The following is a 21,590-nucleotide window of genomic DNA, read 5'->3' as shown; positions in this document are numbered from 1 at the left end:
GCCCGCGCTGTTCAGCCGGCCGCCGATGACGAAGGTCGGGTCGAGGCCACCCTCGGCGAGCACGCTCGCCACCAGGCTCGTGGTGGTGGTCTTGCCGTGGGTCCCGGCCACCGCGATCCCCTGCCGGAAGCGCATGAGCTCGGCGAGCATCTCCGCGCGGGGCACCACGGGCACCCGCAGCTCCCGCGCGCGGACCACCTCGGGGTTGTCGCGGCGGACCGCCGAGGAGACGACCACCACGTCCACCCCTTCCACCTGGCTCGCCTCGTGGCCGAGGAAGACGCGCACCCCCATGCCCTGCAGCCGGCGGGTGGCAGGGCCTTCCTTCACGTCCGAGCCCGAGACCCGGTACCCGAGGGTCGCCAGCACCTCCGCGATCCCGCTCATGCCGACGCCGCCGATGCCGACGAAGTGCACCCGCTCGATGCGGCGCATCCAGGCGGTGCCATTGCCTTCCCGGCGCACGGCCGGGGGAACGCTCACGGGCGCATCAGCCATCGCACACCTCCAGGCAGGCGCGGGCCACCCGCTCCGCCGCGTCGGGGACCGCCAGGGCGCGGGCCGCCCGGGCCATGGTGAGGACCCGCCCCCGGTCCCCCGCCAGCTCGTCCAGCAGCCGGGCCAAGCGCTCGGCCGAGAGCTCCGGCTGGGGCACCGCGATCGCCGCCCCGCGCTGCGCGCCGTAGCGGGCGTTGTGGCTCTGGTGGTCGTCCACCGCGAAGGGGAACGGCACCAGCACCGCGCCGAGCCCCACGGCCCACAGCTCTGCCAGGGTCATGGCCCCGGCGCGGCAGAGGACCAGGTCGGCCCAGGAGTAGGCCTCGGCCATGTCCTCGATGAAACCGGCCAGGCGCACCGGCACGCCGGCCCGGGCGTAGGCCTCGCGCGCCGCCTCCAGCTGCGCGGGGCCGGCCTGGTGCCACACGGTGACCGCACCGGGGTCGGGCAGCACCGCGAGCGCGGCCGGCACGGCCTCGTTGAGGGCGCGCGCACCCTGGCTGCCGCCGAGGACCAGCAGGCGCAGGGGGCCCTCGCGCCCGGCCAGGCGGGCCTCCGGCGCCGGGACCCCGGCGAGCGCGGCGCGCACCGGGTTGCCCGTGTGCCGGGCGCGGGCGCGGGCGGGGAAGCTCCCGGGGAAGGCCTCCAGCACCACGCGGGCGACGCGCGAGAGCAGCCGGTTGGTCAGCCCCGGCACCGCGTTCTGCTCGTGGATGACGAGGGGGCGGCCCCGCAGCCACGCCGCCAGCCCTCCGGGCCCACTGACGAACCCGCCGAGTCCGAGGACGACGTCGGGCCGCGACGCGCCCACCACCCGCCAGGCCTGGAAGAGCGCCCGCACCAGGCGCACGGGGGCGGCGAGCCAGGCCGCCCCGCCCTTGCCGCGGAGCCCCGCCACGTCGATGCGGTGCAGCGCGAAGCCGTGGGCGGGCGCCACCCGGGACTCCAACCCCGCGGCCGTCCCGAGCCACTCCACCCGCTGGCCCTGGCCGCGCAGGTGGTCGGCCACCGCGAGCGCGGGGTAGACGTGGCCTCCGGTGCCGCCGGCCATCACCAGGACGGAGCGCGCAGGGGTCGTCACGGGGCCGCTCACCGCGCGCCTCCCAGCCGCTGCTCCTGCGCCAGGCGCAGGAGCAGCCCGCCCGCCAGGCAGTTCACGAGCATGCTCGAGCCGCCGTAGCTCATGAGGGGGAGCGTCAGCCCCTTGGTGGGGAGCGCGCCGAGGTTCACGCCCACGTTCACCAGGGCCTGCAGGGCGAGGGACAGGCCGATGCCGTAGCCGACGTACGCGGCGAACGGGTCCTCGCGGTCCTCGGCCTGGCGCGCGAGCTGGAAGGCACGCAGGACCACGAACGCGAAGAGCCCCACGACGACCAGCAGCCCCAGCAGCCCGAGCTCCTCGGCGAGCACCGCGACCAGGAAGTCGGTGTGGGCCTCCGGGAGATAGAAGAGCTTCTGGACGCTGCCCCCGAGCCCCACGCCGAGCCACTGCCCGCGCCCGACGGCGATCAGGGCCTGGGTCAGCTGGAAGCCGGTGTTGAAGGGGTCGACCCAGGGGTCCATGAAGGTGGTCAGGCGCTGCAGCCGGTAGGGCGCGAGCAGCACCATCGCCACCATCACCCCGAGCCCGGCGGCGACCCAGCCGAGGAAGAGCACGAGGGGGACCCCCCCGAGGAAGAGCATGCCCAGGGTGGTCGCGAACAGCACCGCCGTCGCACCGTAGTCCGGCTCCATCAGGAGCAGCCCGGAGATGCCCACGAGCAGCGCCATGGGCTTGGCGAAGCCGCTGAAGCGGGTGCGCACCTCGTGCCCCCGGCGCACCAGGTAGCCGGCGAGGAACAGGATCATGAACAGCTTCGCCAGCTCGGAGGGCTGCATGTTGATGGGGCCGAGCGGGATCCAGCGGTAGCTGCCGTTCACCTCGCGGCCGACCCCGGGGACCAGGACCAGCCCCAGCAGCACCACGCTCGCGAACAGCAGCAGCGGGCCGTGGGCGCGCCAGCGGGCGAGCGGGATGCGCACCGTCAGCGCCATCAGCAGGACGCCGGCAGCGGTGTAGCCCAGCTGGCGCCAGAGGTAGTAGAGCGGCTGCCCCGTCTGGCGGTCGGCGAGCGCGATCGAGGCCGAGGCCACCATCACGAGCCCGAGCGTCAGGATCGCGGCGAACGCGCCCATCAGCCAGAGGTCGTGCCGGGCCGCGAGCGAGTGGCGCGCGGGCGCCTCGCTGGCGGGAATGGCCCCGGCTGCGGCGAGCTTTCTCACGCCCCCAGCTCCTGGCGCACGGCCTCGACGAAGACCTCACCCCGGTGGTCGTAGCCCCGGAACATGTCGAAGCTCGCGCAGGCGGGCGACAGGAGCACCGCGTCCCCGGGCTCCGCGAGGCGCCGGCACTCGGCCACCGCCCCCGCCATGTCCGCGGCGGAGACGGTCGGCAGTGCACCCGCGAGTGCCTCACCGATCCGCGGCCCGTCCCGGCCGATCAGCACCACCGCCCGCACCAGGCCCGGGAGGACCTCGCGCAGGTCGCCGAAATCCGCGCCCTTGCCGTCGCCACCGGCGATGAGGACCACCTGCCCCCGGGGCCGCAGCCCCTGGACCGCGGCGATGGTCGCCCCCACGTTCGTGCCCTTCGAGTCGTTGTACCAGTCCACACCACGGGACGCCGCTACCCACTGGCAGCGGTGGGCGAGCCCGGGGAAGCGGCGCAGGGTCTCGAGCATCCCCGCGCGGGAGAGCCCGACGACCTCCGCGAGGGCGAGCGCGGCGAGGGCGTTGGCGGTGTTGTGGCGCCCCCGGATCCGCAGCTCCGCCTCGGGCAGCAGCGGCTCACTGCCCCGGGCGAGCCACGGCTCGCCGGCGCGGTCCAGCAGCCCGAAGTCGCCCGCCTGCGGGGCGCGCAGAGTGAAGCCCAGGGTGGGGCGGCCCGCGGTGGCCATCCCCACGACCCACGGGTCGTCCCGGTTCAGAACCATCGTCCCCGTGCCCCGGAACACCCGCGCCTTGGCCGCGGCGTACTCGCCGACCGAGTCGTAGCGGTCCATGTGGTCGGGGCTCACGTTGAGCACGGTGGCCACCGTCGCGTCCAGGGAGTCGGTGGTCTCGAGCTGGAAGCTGGAGAGCTCGAGCACGTAGAGGTCGGGCTCCCGGTCCCCGAGGAGATCGAGGGCCGGCGTTCCCAGGTTCGCCCCCACCCGCACGTCGCGACCCTGGTCCCGGGCCATGTCGCCCACCAGCGTCGTCACCGTGCTCTTGCCGTTCGAGCCGGTGATCGCGACCACCGGCGCCGTGGCCTCGTGCGCGAACAGCTCGATGTCGCCCACCACCGGCACCCCGGCGGCGAGCGCGCCGGCCACCGCCGGCTCGCGCCGCGGCACACCGGGGCTCAGCACGACGCGGGACGCCCGGCGCAGGCGCTCGGGGTCCAGGGGCCCCAGCACCGGCTGGACGCCGGGGAGCTCGCGCTGCAGGGCCTCGAGACCGGGGGGCGCGGCCCGGGTGTCGAGCACCTCGAAGGGCAGGCCGCGCCGGGCGAGGTAGCGCACGCACGACAGCCCGGTCTTGCCGAGGCCGACGACCACGGTCGGGCCAGTCCGGGCGGGGTCGCCCGGGAGGGTGCGCAGGGAGGATTCGACGCGTCGGCCTGCCATGTCGCTCACCGGACCTTCAGCGTGGCGAGCCCGGCCAGGACCAGGACCACGGTGACGATCCAGAAGCGGACGATCACGCGCGGCTCGGGCCAGCCCTTGAGCTCGAAGTGGTGGTGCAGGGGCGCCATGCGGAAGATCCGGCGCCCGGTCAGTTGGAAGGACGCGACCTGCAGGATGACGGACACGGTCTCCATCACGAAGATCCCGCCCATGACGACCAGGACCAGCTCCTGGCGCACCAACACGGCGATGGTGCCGAGGGCGGCGCCGAGGGCGAGCGCCCCCACGTCCCCCATGAAGACCTGGGCCGGGTAGGTGTTGAACCAGAGGAAACCGAGGCCGGCGCCGACGATCGCCCCGCACAGCACCACGAGCTCACCCGCGCCGGGGACCAGCGGGAAACCGAGGTAGTGGGTGAACTGGGCGTTGCCCATCACGTAGGCGAAGATGCCGAGCGCCCCCGCCACCAGGACGGTGGGCATGATGGCGAGGCCGTCGAGCCCGTCGGTCAGGTTCACCGCGTTGCTGCTCCCCACCACGACCAGGTAGGTGAGGGGGATGAACCACCAGCCGAGGTCGACGACGATGTTCTTGAAGAGGGGCACGATGAGCGCGGTGTCGGCGGGCACGCTCGCGGTGGCGTAGAGGAACACCGCGGCGCCCAGCCCGATCACCGACTGCCAGAAGTACTTCCAGCGCGCCGGCAGGCCGCGGGGGTTCTTGGCCACCAGCTTGATGTAATCGTCCGCCCAGCCCACCGCCCCGAACAGCAGCGTCACCACCAGGGCGACCCAGACCCGGCGATTGCCGAGGTCGGCCCAGAGCAGCGTGGTCGCGGCGATCGCGACGAGGATGAGGGCGCCCCCCATGGTGGGGGTGCCGGCCTTGGCCAGGTGGGTCTGGGGCCCGTCGTCGCGCACCGTCTGGCCGATCTGGTGGCGGCTGAGGCGCCGGATCATCCGCGGCCCCACCAGCAGGGAGATCACCAGCGCGGTCAGGACGCCGAGGACGGCCCGCAGCGTGAGGTACTGGAAGACGTGGAAGCCCCGGTGCTGATGGGCCAGGAGCTCGGCAAGCCAGAGCAACATTCGCTAGCCCTCTCCCACCAGGGCTTCGACCACCCGCTCCATGGTCATGGAGCGGGAACCCTTGACCAGAATCGTGGCCGGCGGCTCGGCCTCGGAGCGCAGCGCCTCGGCCAGGGCGGCGTGGCTCGGGAACGGGCGCCCCCCGTCCCCGAAGGACTCCGCCGCGAGGGCCGCGAGGGCCCCCAGCGTCCACAGGCGCTCCACCCCGGCCTCGCGGGCGAGCCGGCCCATCCGCCGGTGAAGCTCCGCCGACTCCGCGCCCAGCTCGCCCATGTCCCCGAGCACGAGCCAGCGCCGGCCGGGAGAGGTGGCGAGCACGGCCAGCGCCGCCGCGACCGACCCCGGATTGGCGTTGTAGGTGTCGTCGAGGACCCGCAGCCCCCGGGCCTCACGGACCTGCAGGCGGCCCCGCACGGAGCGCACCGACTCGAGGCCCCGCACCACCGCGTCCAGGGGCACGTCGAGGGCCAGCGCCACGGCGGCCGCGGCCAGGGCGTTCATCACGTTGTGCCGCCCGGGGAGCGCCAGGCGCAGGTCCGCCTCGCCCGCCGGCGTCACCAGGTGCACCCGGCTGCCCGTGTCCCGCGGCTCCCAGCGGCCCGTCACGTCGGCCGCCGCCTCGAGCCCGAAGGTGAGGCGCCGGCCGGCGGCGGAGATCCGGGTCCAGAGCCCGGCGTAGGCGTCGTCGGCGTTGACGACCGCCGTGCCCTCGGCGGGCAGGGCCTGGAACAGCTCGCCCTTGGCCCGGGCCACGCCCTCCACGCTGCCGAACCCTTCCAGGTGGGCGGGCGCGCAGTGGGTCACCACGCCCACCTGCGGCCGGGCGAGCACGCAGAGACTGGCGATCTCGCCCGGGTGGTTGGCGCCCATCTCCACGACGGCGAAGCGGTGCTCGGGCCCAAGCCGCGCGAGCGTGAGGGGCACGCCGATGTCGTTGTTCAGGTTGCCCTCGGTCGCCAGCGTCGGGCCGAGGCCCCCGAGAACCGCCGCGGTCATCTCCTTGACCGTAGTCTTGCCGTTGCTCCCGGTCACGCCCACGAGCGGGAGCCGGAAGCGGCCCCGCCAGTTCGCGGCGAGCCGGCCGAGGGCCTCGCGCGTGTCGGCCACCCGGACGGTGGGCAGGGTGGTCGCGACCGGCCGGGACACGAGCGCCGCGGCGGCGCCGCGCTCCCGGGCGCGCTCCACGAAATCGTGGCCGTCGACCCGGGTGCCCGGCAGGGCGACGAAGAGCGCGCCCGCCGGCAGGGTGCGGGTGTCCATTCCGCAGCCCTCGAAGGGCACGTCCGCGCCCGTGAGCGTTCCGCCGAGGAGCTCCGCCGCCTCGCGGGTGCCGAGCCGGATCACGGGCCGCGCTCCGCGAGCAGCGCCCCGACCACCGCCTGGTCGCTGAAGGGGCGGCGCACGCCGTTGACTTCCTGGTAGTCCTCGTGGCCCTTGCCGGCGACCAGGACCACGTCCTCGCTTCCCGCGTCCGCGAGCGCCAGGGCGATGGCCCGCTCCCGGTCCCGCTGCACCCGGGCGCGGTCAGGCCACGCCAGGCCCGCGAGGATGTCGTCAACGATGACCGCGCCGTCCTCGCGCCGGGGGTTGTCGTCGGTGACGATCACCTCGTCGGCGAGGCGCTCGGCCACCGCGCCCATCTCCGGGCGCTTGCCCCGGTCGCGCTCGCCGCCGCAGCCGAAGACGCAGGTGAGCCGCCCGCGGGTCTGCTCCCGCAGGGTGGCGAGCACGCTCTGCAGGGCGTCCGGGGTGTGGGCGTAATCGATGACCACGAGCGGCTGGCCGCCCTGGCCCCCGTGGCGCTCCATCCGGCCGGCCACGGGGCGAGCCTCGCCGAGGCCCTGCAGGAGCCGCGGGAGCGGCAGGCGCAGGGTCAGCAGGGCCCCCAGGGCCGCCAGCAGATTGCCGGCGTTGAAGCGCCCGAGGAGCGGGCTCGCCAGGACGCCCTCGCCCGCCGGCGTCACGACCTCCATGCGCACACCCTGGGGCCCGATCTCCAGGGTGCGGGCGCGCACCCGGGCCCGGGGGTCGTCGGAGAGGCTGTAGCCGAGGGATTCGACCCCGGGCGCCAGGCGCCCCAGGATCGACGCGCTAAAGGGGTCGTCCAGGTTCACGACCGCGGCCCCCAGGCCCTCGAGCTCGAACAGGCGCAGCTTCGCCTCGCCGTAGGTCTTCAGGTCGCCGTGGTAATCCAGGTGGTCGCGGGTCAGGTTGGTGAAGATCGCCACGTCGAAGGCGACGCCGTTCACCCGCCCCTGGACGAGGGCGTGGGAGGACACCTCCATGGCCACGTGGCGCACCCCCCGGTCCCGGAAGCCGGCGAGGAGCCGGTGCACGGTGACGGCGTCAGGGGTGGTGTGGCGGCCCGGGTGGAGCTCGCCGAAGACGCCGTAGCCGAGCGTCCCGAGGACACCGCAGGGCTCGCCGGCGGGCGGCGCCCCGTGGGTGGTCACGGCCTGGGCGATCAGGTGGCTCACCGTGGTCTTGCCGTTGGTCCCGGTGACGCCGGCCACCCAGAGGTCCGCCGAGGGGTGGCCGAAGAAGCGGTCCGCTACCACGCCCACCCGCTGCTGCAGGTGAGGGACCCCGACGACGGGCACGCCTGCGCGCACCCCCACCACCGCGACCGGGGCCTCCTCGACCACGGCGCAGGCCCCCCGGGCGAGCGCGTCGTCGACGAACCGCCGCCCGTCCGTGGCGCTGCCGGCGAGGGCGAAGAAGAGGTCTCCCGGGCTCACCACCCGGCTGTCGAGAGCGAGCCCGGTGACCTCGGGGCCACCCTCGGGCAGCTCCACCAGGCCGCGCAGCAGGGCGGCGAGGCTCGTGTCGGCGGGTTGCATCGGCGCCGTCACCTCTAGAGTCCTCCCCCGGCAGGGGGCGTGCGCGCCGCCAGCGCGTCGGAGCCCAGCGCCAGGCGCTGGGGAGCCGCGTTGGTGTCGTCCGGCGGCACACCCAGGATGCGCAGGGCCTCACCCACGATCCGCCCGAACACCGGCGCCGCCACCTGGCCCCCGTAATAGGCGTCACCCGATGGCTCGTCGATGGTGGCGGCCATCACCAGGCGCGGCGCGCTGACGGGGGCGAGCCCCGAGAAGAGGGCGAGGTAGCGGTTGCTCGTGTAGTGGCCGTCGGCGGTCTTCTTGGCCGTACCCGTCTTGCCACCCACGCGGTAGCCCACCGCCCGGGCCTTGGTGCCCGTACCACCCTCCTCCGCGACCGACTCGAGCATGCGGCGCACCTGGCGCACGGACTGGGCCGAGAGCACGCGCTCGCCCCGCTCCACGCCGTCGCGCCGTAGCACCGTGACCGGGGGCAGGAATCCGTCGGAGGCGAAGGCGAGGTAGGACCGGGCGAGCTGCAGCGCGGTGACGTTCAGACCGTACCCGTAGGACAGCGTGGCGCGGTGCACCTCGCCCCAGCGCTTCGGGTCGGTCAGGATGCCGAAGACCTCGCCGGGGAAGTCGCTCCCGGTCGGCTGGCCGAACCCCACGCCGTGGAACACCCGCCACAGGGACTGGGCGGGCATGGAGAGGGCGATCTTGGTCGCCCCCACGTTGCTCGACTTCCGGATCACGCCGCCCACGTCCACCGCCCCGCAGTTGTGGACGTCGCGCACCGTGAGGCGGCCGACCTTGAGCGTGCCGGGGCTGGTGTCGATGATCGTCTCCGGGCGGATGGTGCCCGCCTCCAGGCCGGCGGCCACCGTGAAGGGCTTGACGGTGGAGCCGGGCTCGAAGACGTCGGTCACCGCCCGGTTGCGGAACCTGGCGCCCACGCGGTCGGCGGTGTTGTTCGGGTTGTAGGCCGGCTGGTTCACCATCGCCAGGACCTCGCCCGTGCGGGCGTCCAGCATCACCACCGACCCGCCCCGCGCCCGGTGCTCCTTCACGGCGGCCTTCAGCTCGCGGTAGGCGAGGTACTGGAGGCGCCGGTCGATGCTGAGGTAGAGGTCCCGACCCGGCTGCGGGGCCTTGATGCTCTCCACGTCCTCGACGATCCGCCCGCGGCCGTCCCGGATCACCCGCTTCGCCCCCGCAGTCCCCCGCAGCCAGTGGTCGTAGGCGAGCTCGATCCCCTCCTGGCCCACGTCGTCCACGTCGGTGAAGCCCACCACGTGGCCGGTCACCTCGCCGGTGGGGTAGAAGCGGCGGTACTCGCGCTGCAGGTAGACCCCGGCGATCCCCAGGTCCTTCACCTGCTCCGCGAGCCCCGGCTCGAGGTGGCGGCGCAGGTAGACGAATTCCCGGTTGAGCCGCCCCGAGAGGAGCTGCTCGAGGTGCTTGGCGCTCATGCCCAGCGCCCGCGCCAGCTCCGGCCAGCGCTCACGCGCGGTCACGAGCTCCTTCGCGTTGACCCACACCGACTCCACCGCGGTGCTGGCCGCGAGGGGCTCGCCGTTGCGGTCCAGGATCATCCCGCGGTGGGTCGGCACCGCCACGGTGCGCAGCGCCCGGGCGTCCCCCTGGGTCAGCAGGAACTCCCCGTCCACCAGGACGAGCCCGAGGGCCCGCCCGAGGAGCGCGAGCGTGAGCAGCGACAGGAACGCCAGGACGACGCGCCGGCGTCCGGGGTAGGCGACGAAGGCGGGGTCCGGTCTCATGGCCTCACCAGCACGATGGACTCGGCGTCTGGCACCTGCATCCCGAGCCGGTCCCGGGCCATGGACTCGATGCGCCCGTGGGTCGCCCAGGTGCTCTGCTCCAGGTGCAGCTGCTCCCACTCCACGTTGAGGCCGTCACGGGCGCGCTCGAGCGCCTGCAGCTCCACGAAGAGCTTGCGCGAGGCGTGCTTCACGTAGACGACGGACACCGCGGAGACGAACACGGCGAGCCCGAGCGCCACGGTCAGCCAGACCCGGATCCGGTCCCACATCAGAGCTTCTCCGCCACGCGCAGCACGGCGCTGCGCGCCCGGGGGTTCTCCCGCACCTCCTCCTCGGTCGCGCGCACGGCGCGGCCCACGGGGTGCAGGCGGGGGTGCAGCGCGGCGGCCGCCACCGGCAGGTCGCGGGGATAGGGGTCGCCCCGCGCCTCGTCCCGGATGAAGCGCTTGACCCGGCGGTCCTCCAGGGAGTGGAAGGAGATGACGGCGAGCCGGCCGCCGGGGCGCAGGACGTCCAGGCACTGGGGCAGGACGCTGTCGAGCTCCTCGAGCTCCCGGTTGATGAAGATCCGGATGGCCTGGAAGGTGAGCGTGGCCGGGTGGTGGTCGCGGGCGCGGCGCGGCACGGCCTGCTCGATGACCGCGGCCAGCTCCCGCGTGGTGGCGATGGGGCGAGCGCGCACGATCGCGGCGGCGATCCGGCGTGCCTGCGGCTCCTCCCCGTAGCTGCGCAGCACGCTCACGATCTCGGCCTCGTCGGCGGTGTCGAGCCACTCTCCTGCGGAGGGGCCGGCGCCGGGGTCCATGCGCATGTCGAGGGGGCCCTCGCGCAGGAAGCTGAAGCCCCGCTCGGGTGCATCGAGCTGCGGCGAGGAGACCCCGAGGTCGAAGAGCACCCCGTCCACCTTGCCGGCCACCCCGAGGTCGGCGGCCTCGCGGGCGAGCGCGGAGAAGGGAGCGGCGCGCACGACGAGGCGCGGGTCGGTCTCTGCCCAGCGCCGTGCGGCGGCCACCGCCTCCGGGTCGCGGTCCAGCCCGATCACCCGGCCTCCGGGACCGACCCGCTCGAGCAGGGCTCCAGCGTGCCCTCCCCGGCCGAAGGTGCAGTCCACGAAGACGCCGCCCTCCCCGGGGCGAAGGGCCTCGATGACCTCGCGCAGGAGAACCGGTCGGTGCTCGGGCATGGGACTCCGTGACGCACGGTGCCGGGTTCTACAGCACCAGCGAGCGCAAGGCTTCGGAGGGCTCCCGGAGCAGCCCGCCCACCTGGTCCAGCAGTTCCGCGCGCCGGGCCGCCCAGGCGTCCTCGTCCCAGAGCTCGAACTTGTGGATCTGGCCAATCATGCGCACGCGGCGGTCGAGACCGGCCCATTCGCGCAGGGTGGCGGGGACGAGGATCCGGCCCTGTCCGTCCATCTCGCAGTCGCTGGCATGCCCGATCAGGAGGCGGTTGATGGTCTGGGCCTGAGGGTCCAGGGCGGGCAGGGCCTTCAGCTGGTCTTCGATGGCGCGCCAGGCGGAGGACGGGTACACGACGAGGCAGCGCTCGGTGAGGCTGACGGTGGCCACGAGCACCCCGCCGCACGTTTCGACCAGGCGGTCGCGGTAGCGCGTCGGAATCGCGAGTCTACCCTTGGGGTCGAGACTGAGCGGGACATCCCCCCGGAACACCGCAACTCCCCCCTATCCCCTTCCAGCCCATTTTCTACCACTTTTTACCACTAAAGCCAATTATGAAGAGCCACTTTTTTCAGAGTCAAGGAAAGCTTCCCGCGAGGTCTCGGTGGCTATAAAAATCATTCCAAACAATTGGTTATAGAGCCCGAAGAGGAAATCGACATGGTGCCGGATCCAGCATAAATTTCATCCGAATCATGGCATTGATGAGTGACCTTAAACTGTTCACTCACCATCGAGCGCGGCGGGCGAAGGGCGAGAAATCGGGACCCGCAGGACGAGGATCCGCCGAAGGGTGGGGCGCCGCCGGGAGGGCGGCCGGAGAGAGGAGGGAGCCGGCCTGTAAGCCGGGTTCTGTCGAGGACAGTCATTCATCTGGGGTGCGCGTCGCCGCGCACCTCGAGCGACCTACCCGGGAAGGGCGTGGGCCACGCCTTCGCCGCACGAGGGCGGCGACTTCCCCTATTCGGTCTTGCTCCAGGTGGGGTTTACCCTGCCACCGGCGTTACCGTCGGCGCGGTGCGCTCTTACCGCACCTTTTCACCCTTACCGGCGCGCCGGTCGCCCGGCGCACGTAGGCGGTGTGTTTTCTGTGGCACTTTCCGTGGGCTCGCGCCCCCCAGGCGTTACCTGGCACCTTGCCCTGTGGAGCCCGGACTTTCCTCCACGGCTGCGAAGCCGCAGCGACTGTCCGGCCGACTCCCACGCCCAGTGTCGGCGGCGCGGGGCCCCGGCGCAAGCCCCAGGGCCCTGCGCCCTCACGCCTCGCCGGAGAGTTCCACGGCCCGGGCGTAGAGGGCGCGGCGCGGCTTCCCGGTGAGCTGGGCGGTGAGGGTCGCGGCGGTCGAGGCGGGGAGCTCCTTCAGGAGGACCCGCAGGACGCGGTCGTCGTCGGGGCCCACGTCCTCGGCCGGCGTGGGCTCGCGGCCCTCGACGACGATCACGAACTCCCCCCGCTCGCGCTCGGGGCGCTCCGCCACCCACTCCTCGAGCTCCGCCAGCGTCGCCCGGTGCGTCTCCTCGAAGACCTTGGTGAGCTCCCGGGCCAACAGTCCCTGGCGCCCGGGGCCGAAGACCTCCCCCAGGTCCCGGAGGGACTCGCGGATCCGGTGCGGGGCCTCATAGAACACCAGGGTGCGCTCCTCCCCGGCCAGCGCCTGCAGCCGGGCCCGGCGCGCCGCGCCCCGGGACGGCAGGAAGCCCTCGAACACGAAGCGGTCGGCGGCGAGCCCGGCCACCGAGAGCGCGGCCGCGAGCGCACTGGGGCCCGGCACGGGCCGCACGGGTACCCCGGCGGACCGGGCCTCGGCGACGAGGAGACACCCGGGATCGCTCACGAGCGGGGTCCCGGCGTCCGAGACGAGCGCCAGGGCCTCGCCGGCCCGCAGGCGCGCGACCAGGCGCGGGACCGCCTGGCGCTCGTTGTGCTCGTGGAGCGAGACCGTCGGCGTCTGCACGCCGTAGTGGCGCAGCAGCACCGCCGTGTGGCGGGTGTCCTCCGCGGCCACCGCGGACACCCCGCGCAGGGTGTCCAGGGCCCGGGGGCTCAGGTCGGAGAGGTTGCCGATGGGCGTCGCGACCACGTACAGCGTACCCGCTTCGATTGACACGTCGGTCCCCCGTTGGCTACTTTGGCCGCCCCATCCCGAGCGGAAACACCCCGGTGAAACAGGCGCCAGGGCGCGCGCGCCGCCTTTTGTTTCTCTTTCCCCTGCTGGCCACGCTGGCCGGCTGCGTGACCATCCCCCCCGAGCGCGAGAGCGGTCCGGCACCCGACGCGGAGGCCCGTCAGCTCTCGGCCGCGGGACGCCACCGCGAGGCCGCGGACAGCTGGCTGCGCCTCGCTGCGCAGGCCCGGGGAAAGGACACGGCCCTCGGCTACCGGCTGAGCGCCGCCGACGCCCTGCTCTCCGCGGGGGACGCGGCCACCGCCCGCCGGGTGCATTCCGAGGCGCAGATCCGGGGCCTGCCCGCCGCGCTGCGGCTGCGCTCCGACATTATCACGGCGCGGTTCGCACTCGCCGAGCGGCGCGCCGAGCAGGCCCTGGCCACGCTCGGGGGGACCTACCCGGAGCAGACGCCCCGGGCCGACCGCTGGACGGCCCAGATGGTCCGCGCCGACGCCCGGGTGCAGCTGGGCCAACCGGTGGAGGCGGCCCGCGAGCGCGTGCGCGCGGAGCGCTACGGGGCCAGCGACAGCGACCTCGCGCGCAACCACCTCGTCATCTGGGACCTCCTCGGGCGGGCCGGCCCGCGCGCCCTGGAAGAGAATCGGCCGGCGCCCCCGGACGCCTTCGGCGGCTGGATGGAGCTCGCCGCCCTGCAGCGCCGCCACGGCCGCGACCCGGCGGCCCTCGCCCGCGCCCTGGACGGCTGGCGCGCCCGCTACCCCGGCCACCCGGCCGAGCTCGACCTCGTGCCCGAGGTGCTCGAGACCGCCCGTGCCCGCGGCGGGATGCCGGCGCACATCGCGCTCCTCCTGCCCGAGAGCGGGCCGTTCGTGGCCCCCGGCAGGGCGGTCCGCGAGGGCTTCGTCGCCGGCTGGTTCGGCTCCGGCACGGGGGGCGGAGGCTCGCGGGTGAGCCTGTACGAAGCGACTCCCGAGAGCGTGCGAACCGTCCTGGACCAGGCCGTCGAGGGCGGGGCGGACTTCGTGGTCGGCCCACTCGACAAGGGCGCGCTCCAGCAGCTCACGGACGGGGCGGCCGCGCTGCCGGTACCGATCCTGGCGCTCAACCGCACGGACACCCACACCGCCGTCCCGGGCGAGCTCTACCAGTTCGCGCTGAACCCGGAGGACGAGGCCCGCGAAGTCGCCCGGCGCACCCTCACCGAGGTGGGCGGCCGGCCGGCCGTGCTCCATCCCGAGAGCGACTGGGGCGCGCGGGTGGCCGCGGCGTTCCGCGAGGCCTGGGTCGCCGCTGGCGGCCAGCCACCCGTGGAGGCCCGCTACGGGGCGCAGCCCGAGGGCATCGCCCAGGCCGTCCGCAGCGCGCTGCAGCCCGGAGCCGGGCCGGGCTCCTCCGCGAGCCTCGTGTTCCTGGTGGGCTCCCCGGCCCAGGCGCGCCAGGTCCGGCCCCAGATCAGCGCCCAGGGCGGCGCCTCGCTGCCGGTCTACGCCATCTCCCACGTCTACGGCGGCGTCCCGAACCCCCAGCAGGACCTGGTCCTCGACGGGGTCGTCTTCACCGACATGCCCTGGGTGCTCCACCCCGAGGCGGTGGACCCCGCCCTTCAGCAGTCCTTCGAGCAGAACTGGAAGGAGATGCGGGACGGCTACAACCGGCTCATCGCCTTCGGCATCGACGCCTACCGGGTGGTCCGCGAGCTCGGCCGGCTGCGGGCGAGCCCCGGTGCGGCCTACGAGGGGGTCACGGGGCGCCTGCGGCTCGACGAAGGCAACCGCGTCGTCCGCGACCTCTCCTGGGCCCAGTTCCGGGGGGGCGTGCCCGTGCCCCTGGCCGCGCGCGCCACCGCACCGTGATCGCACCCGCGGCGGACACGGCCGCCGGCCGGGGCGCCTGGGCAGAAGAGCTGGCGCTGCGTTTCCTCCTCGACCGGGGCCTCGCCCTGGTCACGCGGAACTACCGCTCCCGCCGGGGCGAGATCGACCTCGTGATGCGCGAGGGCGAGGCGCTGGTCTTCGTCGAGGTCCGCTACCGGCGCAACGGGGCCTTCGGCGCGGGCGCCGAGACCGTCGACTGGCGCAAGCGCTCGCGGCTCGCGGCGAGCGCGGCGCACTTCCTGCACACCCACCCCGGCGCCTCCCGCCTGCCCTGCCGTTTCGACGTGATCTCGGTCGACGGGGCCGGCCCCGCGGTGCAGTGGGTGCGCGCGGCCTTCGAGCCGGGGGGTTAGACCGTGGACCTCGTCGCACGGGTCAGGCAGCTGTTCGAGGACAGCGTCGCTGCCCACCTCGAGTCCATCGAGGCCGTGGCGCCCTCCGTCGCCCGAGCCGCCGAGCTCGTCACCACGCAGCTCCTCGGCGAGCGCAAGCTGCTCGCCTGCGGCAACGGCGGGTCGGCGGCCGACGCCCAGCACTTCGCCTCCGAGATGGTGAACCGCTTCGAGCGCGAGCGCTCGGGCCTGCCCGCCATCGCGCTCACCACCGACACCTCGACGCTCACCTCGGTCGCGAACGACTACCAATTCGGCGAGGTGTTCGCCCGTCAGGTCAAGGCGCTCGGTCAGCCGGGCGACGTCCTGGTGGCCATCACCACGAGCGGGCACTCGCGCAACGTGCTCGCCGCGATCGAGGCCGCGCACGACCGCGATCTCTACGTTATCCTCCTCACAGGCCGGGACGGCGGGGAGGCCGCCGGGCTACTGCGCCCCACGGACATCGAGATCCGGGTCCCGTCCGCGTCGACCCCCCGGATCCAGGAGGTCCACATTCTCGCCCTGCACTGCCTGTGTGACCTCGTGGACGGGCAGCTGCTCGGCGCGGAGGGTTAGCACCATGCACTACAGAAGCTGGCTCGTTGCGGTCTCCCTCGGTTGGCTCGCCCTGACCGCGTCCGGTTGCGCCCCGGTCGTCGTGGGGGGGGTCGCGGTGGGCACGGCCTCGGTGGTGGGGGACCCCCGCACCGTCGGCACCCAGCTCGACGACCAGTCCATCGAGCTGAAGGTCTACGACCTCGTCAACCGCGACCCCGAGCTGATGCGGTCCCCGGCGGGGGACAGCGACCTCCTGGACCCGACGCGGCCTCCCCTGCCCCCCCTGAGCCACGTGGTCGCCACGAGCTACAACGGGGTGGTGCTCCTCACCGGCGAGGTTCCGAGCGAGGAGTCGCGAACCTCCCTCGCCGAGCGCGTGCGCGCCATCGAGAAGGTTCGCCAGGTGCAGAACGAGCTCGCGGTGGGCAAACCCGCCTCCACGGACTCCCAGGGTGAGGACGCTGCCCTCGCCACAAAGGTCCGGGCCCGCATGCTGCTGGAGCGCGGCTTCGACTCCGACGCGATCAAGGTGGTCGCCAACCGGGGCACCGTCTACCTGATGGGGATGGTGAGCCGCACCCAGGCCGGGATGGCCGCCGAGCTCGCCCGCACCACCTCGGGAACCCGGCGGGTCGTGAAGCTCTTCGAGTACCAGGACTGACGTCCTCCGGGGCCCCGGCCGGGAGCCGGCCGACCAGGTGATGCGCCACACCGAGCCCGACGCGGCCTTCCGCCGGCGCCTGCGCGCCATCCTCGGCGCGCAGGCCGTCCTCGAGGACCCCGCCGACCGCTGGCCCTACGGGTACGACAACAGCCGCCGGCAGGCGCTGCCCGCGCTCGTCGGGTTCGCCACGGCGCCGGAGCAGGTGCTGGAGGTGGTGCGCCTGTGCGCCGAGCGGCGGGTCCCGCTCGTCCCCCGAGGCCGGGGCACCGGGACCGCGGGCGGGTCGGTCCCCATCGAGGGGGGGCTGGTCCTGTCCCTGGAGCGGATGGACCGCATCCTCGAGGTCAACCCCGACGACCGGCTGATGGTCGTGGAGCCCGGGGTCCTCAATGCCGCGGTGCAGGAGCGGGCGGCCAGCGTGGGCTTCTTCTGGCCCCCCGACCCCAGCAGCGGCGCGTACTGCACGGTGGGGGGCAACCTCTCCCACAACTCCGCCGGGCCGCGCGCGGTCAAGTACGGGACGCCCCGCGAGAACACCCTGGGGCTGCGCGCCGTCACGGGCGCGGGCGAGGCGCTGCGCACCGGCTTTCGCACCACCAAGGGCGTCGTGGGCTACGACCTGACGCGGCTGCTGATCGGGTCCGAGGGCACCCTCGCGGTCCTCACGGAGGCCACCCTGAAGCTGACGCCGAGCCCCGAGGCCCGCCTCGCCCTGCGCGCCGCCTACCGGGACATCGCCGGCGCGGCGGCAGCGGTCGCCCGGATCATGGCCCAGCCGGTCATCCCCTCGGCACTCGAGTACATCGGCGGACTCGCGGTGGACCTGGTACGCGGCGCGCCCGGCGTGGCCCTGCCCGCGGAGACCGCGGCCCTGCTCCTCATCGAGGTGGACGGCCCTGCCGATTGCGTCGAGCAGGCCGCGAGGGCGGTCGGGGCCGCGGCCAAGGGTGCGGGGCTGCTGGACCTCGCGGTGGCGTCCCGGGCCGAGGACGCCGGGGACCTCTGGGCCGCCCGCAAGGCCCTCTCCCCCGCCCTGCGCACCCTGGCCCCGAAGAAGATCAACGAAGACGTGGCGGTGCCCGTGTCCCGGCTGCCCGCCTTCATCGACGCCCTCGAGGGGTTGTCCGCCCGCCACGCCGTCCCCATCGTGCACTTCGGGCACGCGGGCAACGGGAACATCCACACCAACCTGATGGTGGACCCCGCCGTGGAGGGACAGCTGGAGCGCGCCCGGCAGTGCCTCTCGGAGGTCTTCGACCGGGTGATTGCCCTCGGCGGAACGATCTCCGGGGAGCACGGGGTGGGGCTCGAGAAGCAGCCGTTCGTGCCGCGCGAGATCGACCCGGCGACCCTCGCGGTGATGCGGCGCATCAAGCAGGACCTGGACCCGAACGGGATCCTCAATCCCGGCAAGGTCTTCCCGCCGGCTACTTGACCACCTTCAGGGTGGGCCGCTCGGGGCGCCTCGGGGGCGGCTCCGGCGGCTCAGGGGGCTCCGGCGGCTCGGAGGACTCCGTCGGCGTCGGCCCCTCTTCCGCGAAGATCATCCCCTGCCCGGTCTCGCGCGCGTAGAGCGCGAGCACCGCGGCGATGGGGAACGAGACGGGGCGCGAGACGCCGCCGAAGCGCGCGCTCAGGTCCACGCGCTCGTTCCCGATGTAGAGCTCCTTCACGGCGGAGGGATTCAGGTTCAGCACGATCTGACCCTCGTGCACGTACTCCGCCGGCACCTGCACGCCTTCGAGCGCCGCGTTGACCACGACGTGGGGGGTCATGCCGTTGTCGACCACCCACTGGTAGATGGCGCGAACCAGATAGGGACGCTGGGGGATCATGGCCGGGTGCCGGAGGGCGTGCGGTCAGCGCATCTCGCGCTCGGCGCCGCTCAGGCTGGCCCGGAAGGAAGGCCGCTGGAACACCCGCTCCCCGTACTGCAGCAGGGACTTGGCCTGGGAGGGGAGTTGCACTCCGTACTTGGGCAGCCGCCAGAGTACCGGCGCGAGATAGCAGTCCACCAGGGAGAGCTCGTCCGACAGGAAGAAGGGCTTGTGCGCGAAGAGGGGCGCGATGGCCGTCAGGTGGTCGCGCAGGCCCCGCCGTTGCGCGTCGCCCACTTCGCGCTCCATCACGTCCACGAGCGCGTAGATGTCCCGTTTGAGGCGATAGCGCAGGAGGCGGTTGCTCGCACGGGAGACCGGGTCCACCGGCATCAGCGGCGGGTGCGGAAAGCGCTCGTCGAGATACTCCATGATGATGTGCTCTTCGTAGAGCACCAGGTCCCGGTCCACCAGGGTGAGAACGGCGCCGTAGGGGTTGAGGTCGTTCAATTCCTCGGGGCGGTGGTCACCCTGGACCTGGACGACGTCGACGTTGATGTCCTTTTCCGCGAGCACGAAGCGCACGGCGTGACAGGCAGGATCGGTCGGGTCTGAATAGAAGGTCATCACGGAGTAGCGATTGACGAGTAAGGACATGGACTGGTGAGCGTCCTTCCGGCACTCCTTCTCCAGGGCGCACGAGGGTGCGAAGAACAGGCCGAGGAACGGCGGGGCCCAGGCACCGAGGCCGCAGGCAGAACGGCCTAGCCTCGGGCAGAAGGGCCCGGAAGTCAATCCCGGCGAGGCCCGCGGCCCCTCTTTCCCCGCGCCGCCGGGGGCCGCGTTCGGTATGATCCGCGGCCAGTCCGGACAGGGTGCACACGATGAATCTCGGGCCCAGCACACGCTTCGTGGCACAGAGCGTCGCCGTCGGGCTGACGGCGGCCGTCGTGCTGTTGTTCCTGCTGCCCCGCTTCGCCCCGCGGGAGGTGGTGGAACTGGTCCAGGCCCCCGCGCCGGCCTCCGTCGCGGACCGAACGTCCTACGCCGAGGCGGTGGCGGCGGCACGCCCCGCGGTCGTTAACGTCCACGCCGGGCGCACGGTCCTGGAGCGCCCCAACGCGCTCCTCGAGGACCCGATGTTCCGCCACTTCTTCGGCGGAGGGGAGGGGCAGGCCACGCAGCGGGTGGAGACGAGCCTCGGCTCGGGGGTCCTCGTCAACCCCAGGGGCTACGTGCTGACGAACCACCACGTGGTCGAGGGGGCCGACGAGATCCAGGTGATGCTCCTCGACGGGCGCCGGGCGCCCGCCCGGGTGATCGGCGTGGACCCGGACACGGACCTGGCGGTCCTCCGGGTCGACCTCGCGGACCTGCCCAGTGTCGCGCTGGGGGACTCCGACGCCCTGCGGGTCGGCGACGTGGTCCTGGCCATCGGGAATCCCTTCGGGGTGGGTCAGACGGTGACCATGGGGATCGTCAGCGCCACGGGGCGCAATGACCTGGGCCTCAGCACCTTCGAGAACTTCATCCAGACCGACGCCGCCATCAACCCGGGCAACTCCGGGGGCGCGCTGGTGGACGCGGCAGGGAACCTAATCGGGGTCAACACGGCGATCTTCACCCGCTCGGGCGGATCCCAGGGCATCGGCTTCGCCATCCCCGTCAATCTGGCGCGGGAGGTGCTCACCGCGATCATCGAGCAGGGACGCGTGACCCGGGGCTGGCTGGGGGTCGAGGTGCAGGAGCTGACGCCGGAGGTCGCCGACGTGCTGCGCCTGTCGGGAGAGCGAGGACTGGTGGTGTCGGGGGTGTACCGCCACGGCCCCGCGCACCTCGCGGGGGTCCGGCCCTACGACCTGATCACCGCGGTCGGCGAGGCGCGGGTCGAGCGCCAGAAGGAGCTGCTCGAGACCGTCGCCCGGGTGCGCCCCGGCAGCCGGGTGGCCCTGAAGATCGTGCGCGAAGGCCGCGCGGCAAAGCTCGACGTGGTGGTGGCCGAGCGCCCCACGAGCGCCGCCCAGCGCTAGACGGGACTGGCGGGACGCCCGCAGGGCCTTTCGCCCGCGGTCACCCCAGGGTGGCGAGCGTATGCTCGAGGCCCAGAAGGAACGCCGCGTTCTCCGCGGGGGCCCCGACGCTGACGCGCAGGCAGTCGGCCAGCATCGGGTGGCTGCCGTCGAGCTTCTTGACGAGCACCCCGCGCGTGCGCAGCCCCTCCAGCACCGCCCCGGCCCTTCCCGCGGGGACCCGGAAGAGCAGGAAGTTGGCGCGGCTCGGCCACACGGTGAGACCCGGCAGGGCCTCCAGCGCGACGCGCAGCACTTCCCGGTCCGCCCGGACCCTCGCCGTCTGATCCTCGAGCACCGCCATGTGCTCCAGGGCGAGCTCGGCGCTCAGCTGGGTCAGCACGTTGATGTTGTAGGGCAGCCGGACCTTCTCGAGCTCCCGCACCCAGGCGGGCGCGCCGGCGAGCCAGCCCAGGCGCAGCCCCGCGAGCCCCAGCTTGGACACCGTGCGGATGACCAGCAGGCGCGGGTGGCGGGGCACCTCGGCCAGATAGCTCACCTGCGCGAACGGGGTGTAGGCCTCGTCGACCACCACCAGACCGCGCGCGGCCTCCAGCACCCGTTCGATCGCCGCCGTCTCGAAGAGGTTGCCCGTCGGGTTGTTGGGGTAGGCGAGGAACACCACCGCCGGGTCGTGGGCCTGCACGGCGGCCAGGAACGCGTCCAGGTCCAGGGCGAAATCCAGCTCCCTCAGGGGGACCCCGACGAAGCGCATCCCCAGTGTCCGCGCCACCTGCCGGTACATCACGAAGGTCGGCTCCGGGGCGAGCACGGTGCGGCTGGGTCCCGCGACCGCGGTGAGCAGGATCTGGATGAGCTCGTCCGAGCCGTTGCCGAGCAGCACGTCGGCCCCGTCCGGGACGCCCATGACCTGGCGCAGCTTGGCCTTGAGTCGCGCGGCGCCGGGGTCCGGGTAGCGGTTGACCTCCACCCCCCGCAGGGCTTCGAGCCACTCGCTCTCGAGCGCGCCCGGCCACGGGTACGGGCTCTCCATGGCATCGAGCTTGATCAGGCTGCCGGGGTCCGGAACGTGGTACGGGGCGAGGGCCCGGACCTCGGGCCGGATCAGGCGCTGCATGTCCTCTTCGCGA

At 73.6% G+C, this 21,590-nt stretch carries 21 protein-coding genes and 1 other RNA gene; 6 read left to right on the top strand and 16 right to left on the bottom strand.

The annotated features are described in order from the left end of the window. The 13 genes from murC to rsmI all read right to left on the bottom strand — a co-directional run. Nucleotides 1-498: UDP-N-acetylmuramate--L-alanine ligase (gene murC / locus KA217_11115; GenBank protein MBP7712989.1), on the bottom strand; the 498-nt coding region annotated here is incomplete at its 3' end. Further along, nucleotides 491-1,549: an undecaprenyldiphospho-muramoylpentapeptide beta-N-acetylglucosaminyltransferase gene (gene murG / locus KA217_11110; protein ID MBP7712988.1), complete on the bottom strand. Its 1,059-nt coding sequence runs from the start codon at nucleotides 1,547-1,549 to the stop codon at nucleotides 491-493. The genes murG and murC, both read right to left, overlap by 8 nt. Before the next feature lie 38 nt (nucleotides 1,550-1,587). Continuing rightward, nucleotides 1,588-2,673: a putative lipid II flippase FtsW gene (gene ftsW / locus KA217_11105; GenBank protein MBP7712987.1), complete on the bottom strand. Its 1,086-nt coding sequence runs from the start codon at nucleotides 2,671-2,673 to the stop codon at nucleotides 1,588-1,590. 83 nt (nucleotides 2,674-2,756) lie between these two features. After that, nucleotides 2,757-4,145 carry a UDP-N-acetylmuramoyl-L-alanine--D-glutamate ligase gene (locus KA217_11100; protein MBP7712986.1) on the bottom strand — a complete coding sequence of 463 codons (1,389 nt, stop codon included), beginning with the start codon at nucleotides 4,143-4,145 and terminating at the stop codon, nucleotides 2,757-2,759. A gap of 5 nt (nucleotides 4,146-4,150) precedes the next feature. Next, nucleotides 4,151-5,233 (bottom strand): phospho-N-acetylmuramoyl-pentapeptide-transferase, encoded by a 1,083-nt coding sequence (locus KA217_11095; protein MBP7712985.1) that lies wholly within the window; start codon nucleotides 5,231-5,233, stop codon nucleotides 4,151-4,153. Between the two features lie 3 nt (nucleotides 5,234-5,236). After that, on the bottom strand, nucleotides 5,237-6,493 hold the full coding sequence (locus KA217_11090; protein ID MBP7712984.1) for a UDP-N-acetylmuramoyl-tripeptide--D-alanyl-D-alanine ligase: 1,257 nt from the start codon (nucleotides 6,491-6,493) through the stop codon (nucleotides 5,237-5,239). An 80-nt stretch (nucleotides 6,494-6,573) separates the two neighbouring features. After that, nucleotides 6,574-8,073 (bottom strand): UDP-N-acetylmuramoyl-L-alanyl-D-glutamate--2,6-diaminopimelate ligase, encoded by a 1,500-nt coding sequence (locus KA217_11085; GenBank protein MBP7712983.1) that lies wholly within the window; start codon nucleotides 8,071-8,073, stop codon nucleotides 6,574-6,576. Nucleotides 8,074-8,087: 14 nt separating this feature from the next. After that, nucleotides 8,088-9,833, bottom strand: a complete 1,746-nt coding sequence (locus tag KA217_11080) for a penicillin-binding protein 2 (GenBank protein ID MBP7712982.1) — start codon at nucleotides 9,831-9,833, stop codon at nucleotides 8,088-8,090. After that, a complete protein-coding gene (ftsL, locus tag KA217_11075; GenBank protein ID MBP7712981.1) occupies nucleotides 9,830-10,105 on the bottom strand; it encodes a cell division protein FtsL in 276 nt (91 codons plus the stop codon). Before ftsL ends, KA217_11080 begins: the two co-directional genes overlap by 4 nt. After that, nucleotides 10,105-11,019 (bottom strand): 16S rRNA (cytosine(1402)-N(4))-methyltransferase RsmH, encoded by a 915-nt coding sequence (gene rsmH, locus KA217_11070; protein MBP7712980.1) that lies wholly within the window; start codon nucleotides 11,017-11,019, stop codon nucleotides 10,105-10,107. The genes ftsL and rsmH overlap by 1 nt, the downstream gene beginning before the upstream one ends. Before the next feature lie 28 nt (nucleotides 11,020-11,047). Next, nucleotides 11,048-11,506: a division/cell wall cluster transcriptional repressor MraZ gene (gene mraZ, locus KA217_11065; protein ID MBP7712979.1), complete on the bottom strand. Its 459-nt coding sequence runs from the start codon at nucleotides 11,504-11,506 to the stop codon at nucleotides 11,048-11,050. Nucleotides 11,507-11,839: 333 nt separating this feature from the next. Continuing rightward, nucleotides 11,840-12,215, bottom strand: an RNA gene (gene rnpB / locus KA217_11060) — RNase P RNA component class A. Nucleotides 12,216-12,270: 55 nt separating this feature from the next. Further along, nucleotides 12,271-13,116: a 16S rRNA (cytidine(1402)-2'-O)-methyltransferase gene (gene rsmI / locus KA217_11055; GenBank protein ID MBP7712978.1), complete on the bottom strand. Its 846-nt coding sequence runs from the start codon at nucleotides 13,114-13,116 to the stop codon at nucleotides 12,271-12,273. 92 nt (nucleotides 13,117-13,208) lie between these two features. Between rsmI and KA217_11050 the strand changes: the two genes are divergently transcribed. The 5 genes from KA217_11050 to KA217_11030 are packed head-to-tail and all read left to right on the top strand — an operon-like array spanning nucleotide 13,209 to nucleotide 18,048. Then, nucleotides 13,209-14,996: a penicillin-binding protein activator gene (locus KA217_11050; GenBank protein ID MBP7712977.1), complete on the top strand. Its 1,788-nt coding sequence runs from the start codon at nucleotides 13,209-13,211 to the stop codon at nucleotides 14,994-14,996. After that, complete coding sequence (locus KA217_11045) at nucleotides 14,996-15,370, top strand: YraN family protein (GenBank protein MBP7712976.1); 375 nt, start codon at nucleotides 14,996-14,998, stop codon at nucleotides 15,368-15,370. Before KA217_11050 ends, KA217_11045 begins: the two co-directional genes overlap by 1 nt. A 3-nt stretch (nucleotides 15,371-15,373) precedes the next feature. Then, the gene (locus tag KA217_11040) at nucleotides 15,374-15,967 is read left to right on the top strand and encodes a phosphoheptose isomerase (GenBank protein ID MBP7712975.1); all 594 of its coding nucleotides are present in this window, start codon (nucleotides 15,374-15,376) and stop codon (nucleotides 15,965-15,967) included. Nucleotides 15,968-15,971: 4 nt separating this feature from the next. Further along, a complete protein-coding gene (locus tag KA217_11035; protein ID MBP7712974.1) occupies nucleotides 15,972-16,610 on the top strand; it encodes a BON domain-containing protein in 639 nt (212 codons plus the stop codon). 40 nt (nucleotides 16,611-16,650) lie between these two features. Further along, nucleotides 16,651-18,048: an FAD-binding protein gene (locus tag KA217_11030; GenBank protein ID MBP7712973.1), complete on the top strand. Its 1,398-nt coding sequence runs from the start codon at nucleotides 16,651-16,653 to the stop codon at nucleotides 18,046-18,048. Here KA217_11030 and KA217_11025 read toward each other — a convergent pair. Together KA217_11025 and KA217_11020 are read right to left on the bottom strand one after the other, a co-directional pair. Further along, nucleotides 18,041-18,448 carry a ClpXP protease specificity-enhancing factor gene (locus KA217_11025; GenBank protein MBP7712972.1) on the bottom strand — a complete coding sequence of 136 codons (408 nt, stop codon included), beginning with the start codon at nucleotides 18,446-18,448 and terminating at the stop codon, nucleotides 18,041-18,043. The two genes, KA217_11030 and KA217_11025, sit on opposite strands and share 8 nt — an antisense overlap. Before the next feature lie 24 nt (nucleotides 18,449-18,472). Continuing rightward, complete coding sequence (locus KA217_11020; protein ID MBP7712971.1) at nucleotides 18,473-19,087, bottom strand: glutathione S-transferase N-terminal domain-containing protein; 615 nt, start codon at nucleotides 19,085-19,087, stop codon at nucleotides 18,473-18,475. 227 nt (nucleotides 19,088-19,314) lie between these two features. Between KA217_11020 and KA217_11015 the strand changes: the two genes are divergently transcribed. Beyond that, nucleotides 19,315-20,460, top strand: coding sequence for a trypsin-like peptidase domain-containing protein (locus tag KA217_11015; protein MBP7712970.1), 1,146 nt, complete (start codon nucleotides 19,315-19,317; stop codon nucleotides 20,458-20,460). A gap of 40 nt (nucleotides 20,461-20,500) precedes the next feature. Here KA217_11015 and KA217_11010 read toward each other — a convergent pair whose 3' ends face one another. Continuing rightward, nucleotides 20,501-21,577 (bottom strand): histidinol-phosphate transaminase, encoded by a 1,077-nt coding sequence (locus KA217_11010; protein MBP7712969.1) that lies wholly within the window; start codon nucleotides 21,575-21,577, stop codon nucleotides 20,501-20,503. Between the last annotated feature and the right edge of the window lie 13 nt (nucleotides 21,578-21,590).

This window comes from Gammaproteobacteria bacterium, from assembly GCA_017999615.1.
Lineage (GTDB): Bacteria > Pseudomonadota > Gammaproteobacteria > JAABTG01 > JAABTG01 > JAGNLM01.
The sequence above is the reverse complement of the archived record's forward strand: the minus strand, read 5'-3'. Positions and strand labels throughout refer to the sequence as shown.

Coding starts and splice junctions, on each gene's coding strand:
- KA217_11090 (MBP7712984.1), bottom strand. CDS start 6,493: ATGGACACCCGCACCCTGCCGGCGGGCGCGCTCTTCGTCGCCCTGCCG.
- rsmH (MBP7712980.1), bottom strand. CDS start 11,019: ATGCCCGAGCACCGACCGGTTCTCCTGCGCGAGGTCATCGAGGCCCTT.
- KA217_11020 (MBP7712971.1), bottom strand. CDS start 19,087: ATGTCCTTACTCGTCAATCGCTACTCCGTGATGACCTTCTATTCAGAC.
- ftsW (MBP7712987.1), bottom strand. CDS start 2,673: ATGGGCGCGTTCGCCGCGATCCTGACGCTCGGGCTCGTGATGGTGGCC.
- KA217_11015 (MBP7712970.1), top strand. CDS start 19,315: ATGAATCTCGGGCCCAGCACACGCTTCGTGGCACAGAGCGTCGCCGTC.
- murG (MBP7712988.1), bottom strand. CDS start 1,549: ATGGCCGGCGGCACCGGAGGCCACGTCTACCCCGCGCTCGCGGTGGCC.
- KA217_11025 (MBP7712972.1), bottom strand. CDS start 18,448: ATGATCCCCCAGCGTCCCTATCTGGTTCGCGCCATCTACCAGTGGGTG.
- KA217_11030 (MBP7712973.1), top strand. CDS start 16,651: ATGCGCCACACCGAGCCCGACGCGGCCTTCCGCCGGCGCCTGCGCGCC.
- KA217_11085 (MBP7712983.1), bottom strand. CDS start 8,073: ATGCAACCCGCCGACACGAGCCTCGCCGCCCTGCTGCGCGGCCTGGTG.
- KA217_11095 (MBP7712985.1), bottom strand. CDS start 5,233: ATGTTGCTCTGGCTTGCCGAGCTCCTGGCCCATCAGCACCGGGGCTTC.
- KA217_11080 (MBP7712982.1), bottom strand. CDS start 9,833: ATGAGACCGGACCCCGCCTTCGTCGCCTACCCCGGACGCCGGCGCGTC.
- ftsL (MBP7712981.1), bottom strand. CDS start 10,105: ATGTGGGACCGGATCCGGGTCTGGCTGACCGTGGCGCTCGGGCTCGCC.
- KA217_11035 (MBP7712974.1), top strand. CDS start 15,972: ATGCACTACAGAAGCTGGCTCGTTGCGGTCTCCCTCGGTTGGCTCGCC.
- KA217_11100 (MBP7712986.1), bottom strand. CDS start 4,145: ATGGCAGGCCGACGCGTCGAATCCTCCCTGCGCACCCTCCCGGGCGAC.
- KA217_11010 (MBP7712969.1), bottom strand. CDS start 21,577: ATGCAGCGCCTGATCCGGCCCGAGGTCCGGGCCCTCGCCCCGTACCAC.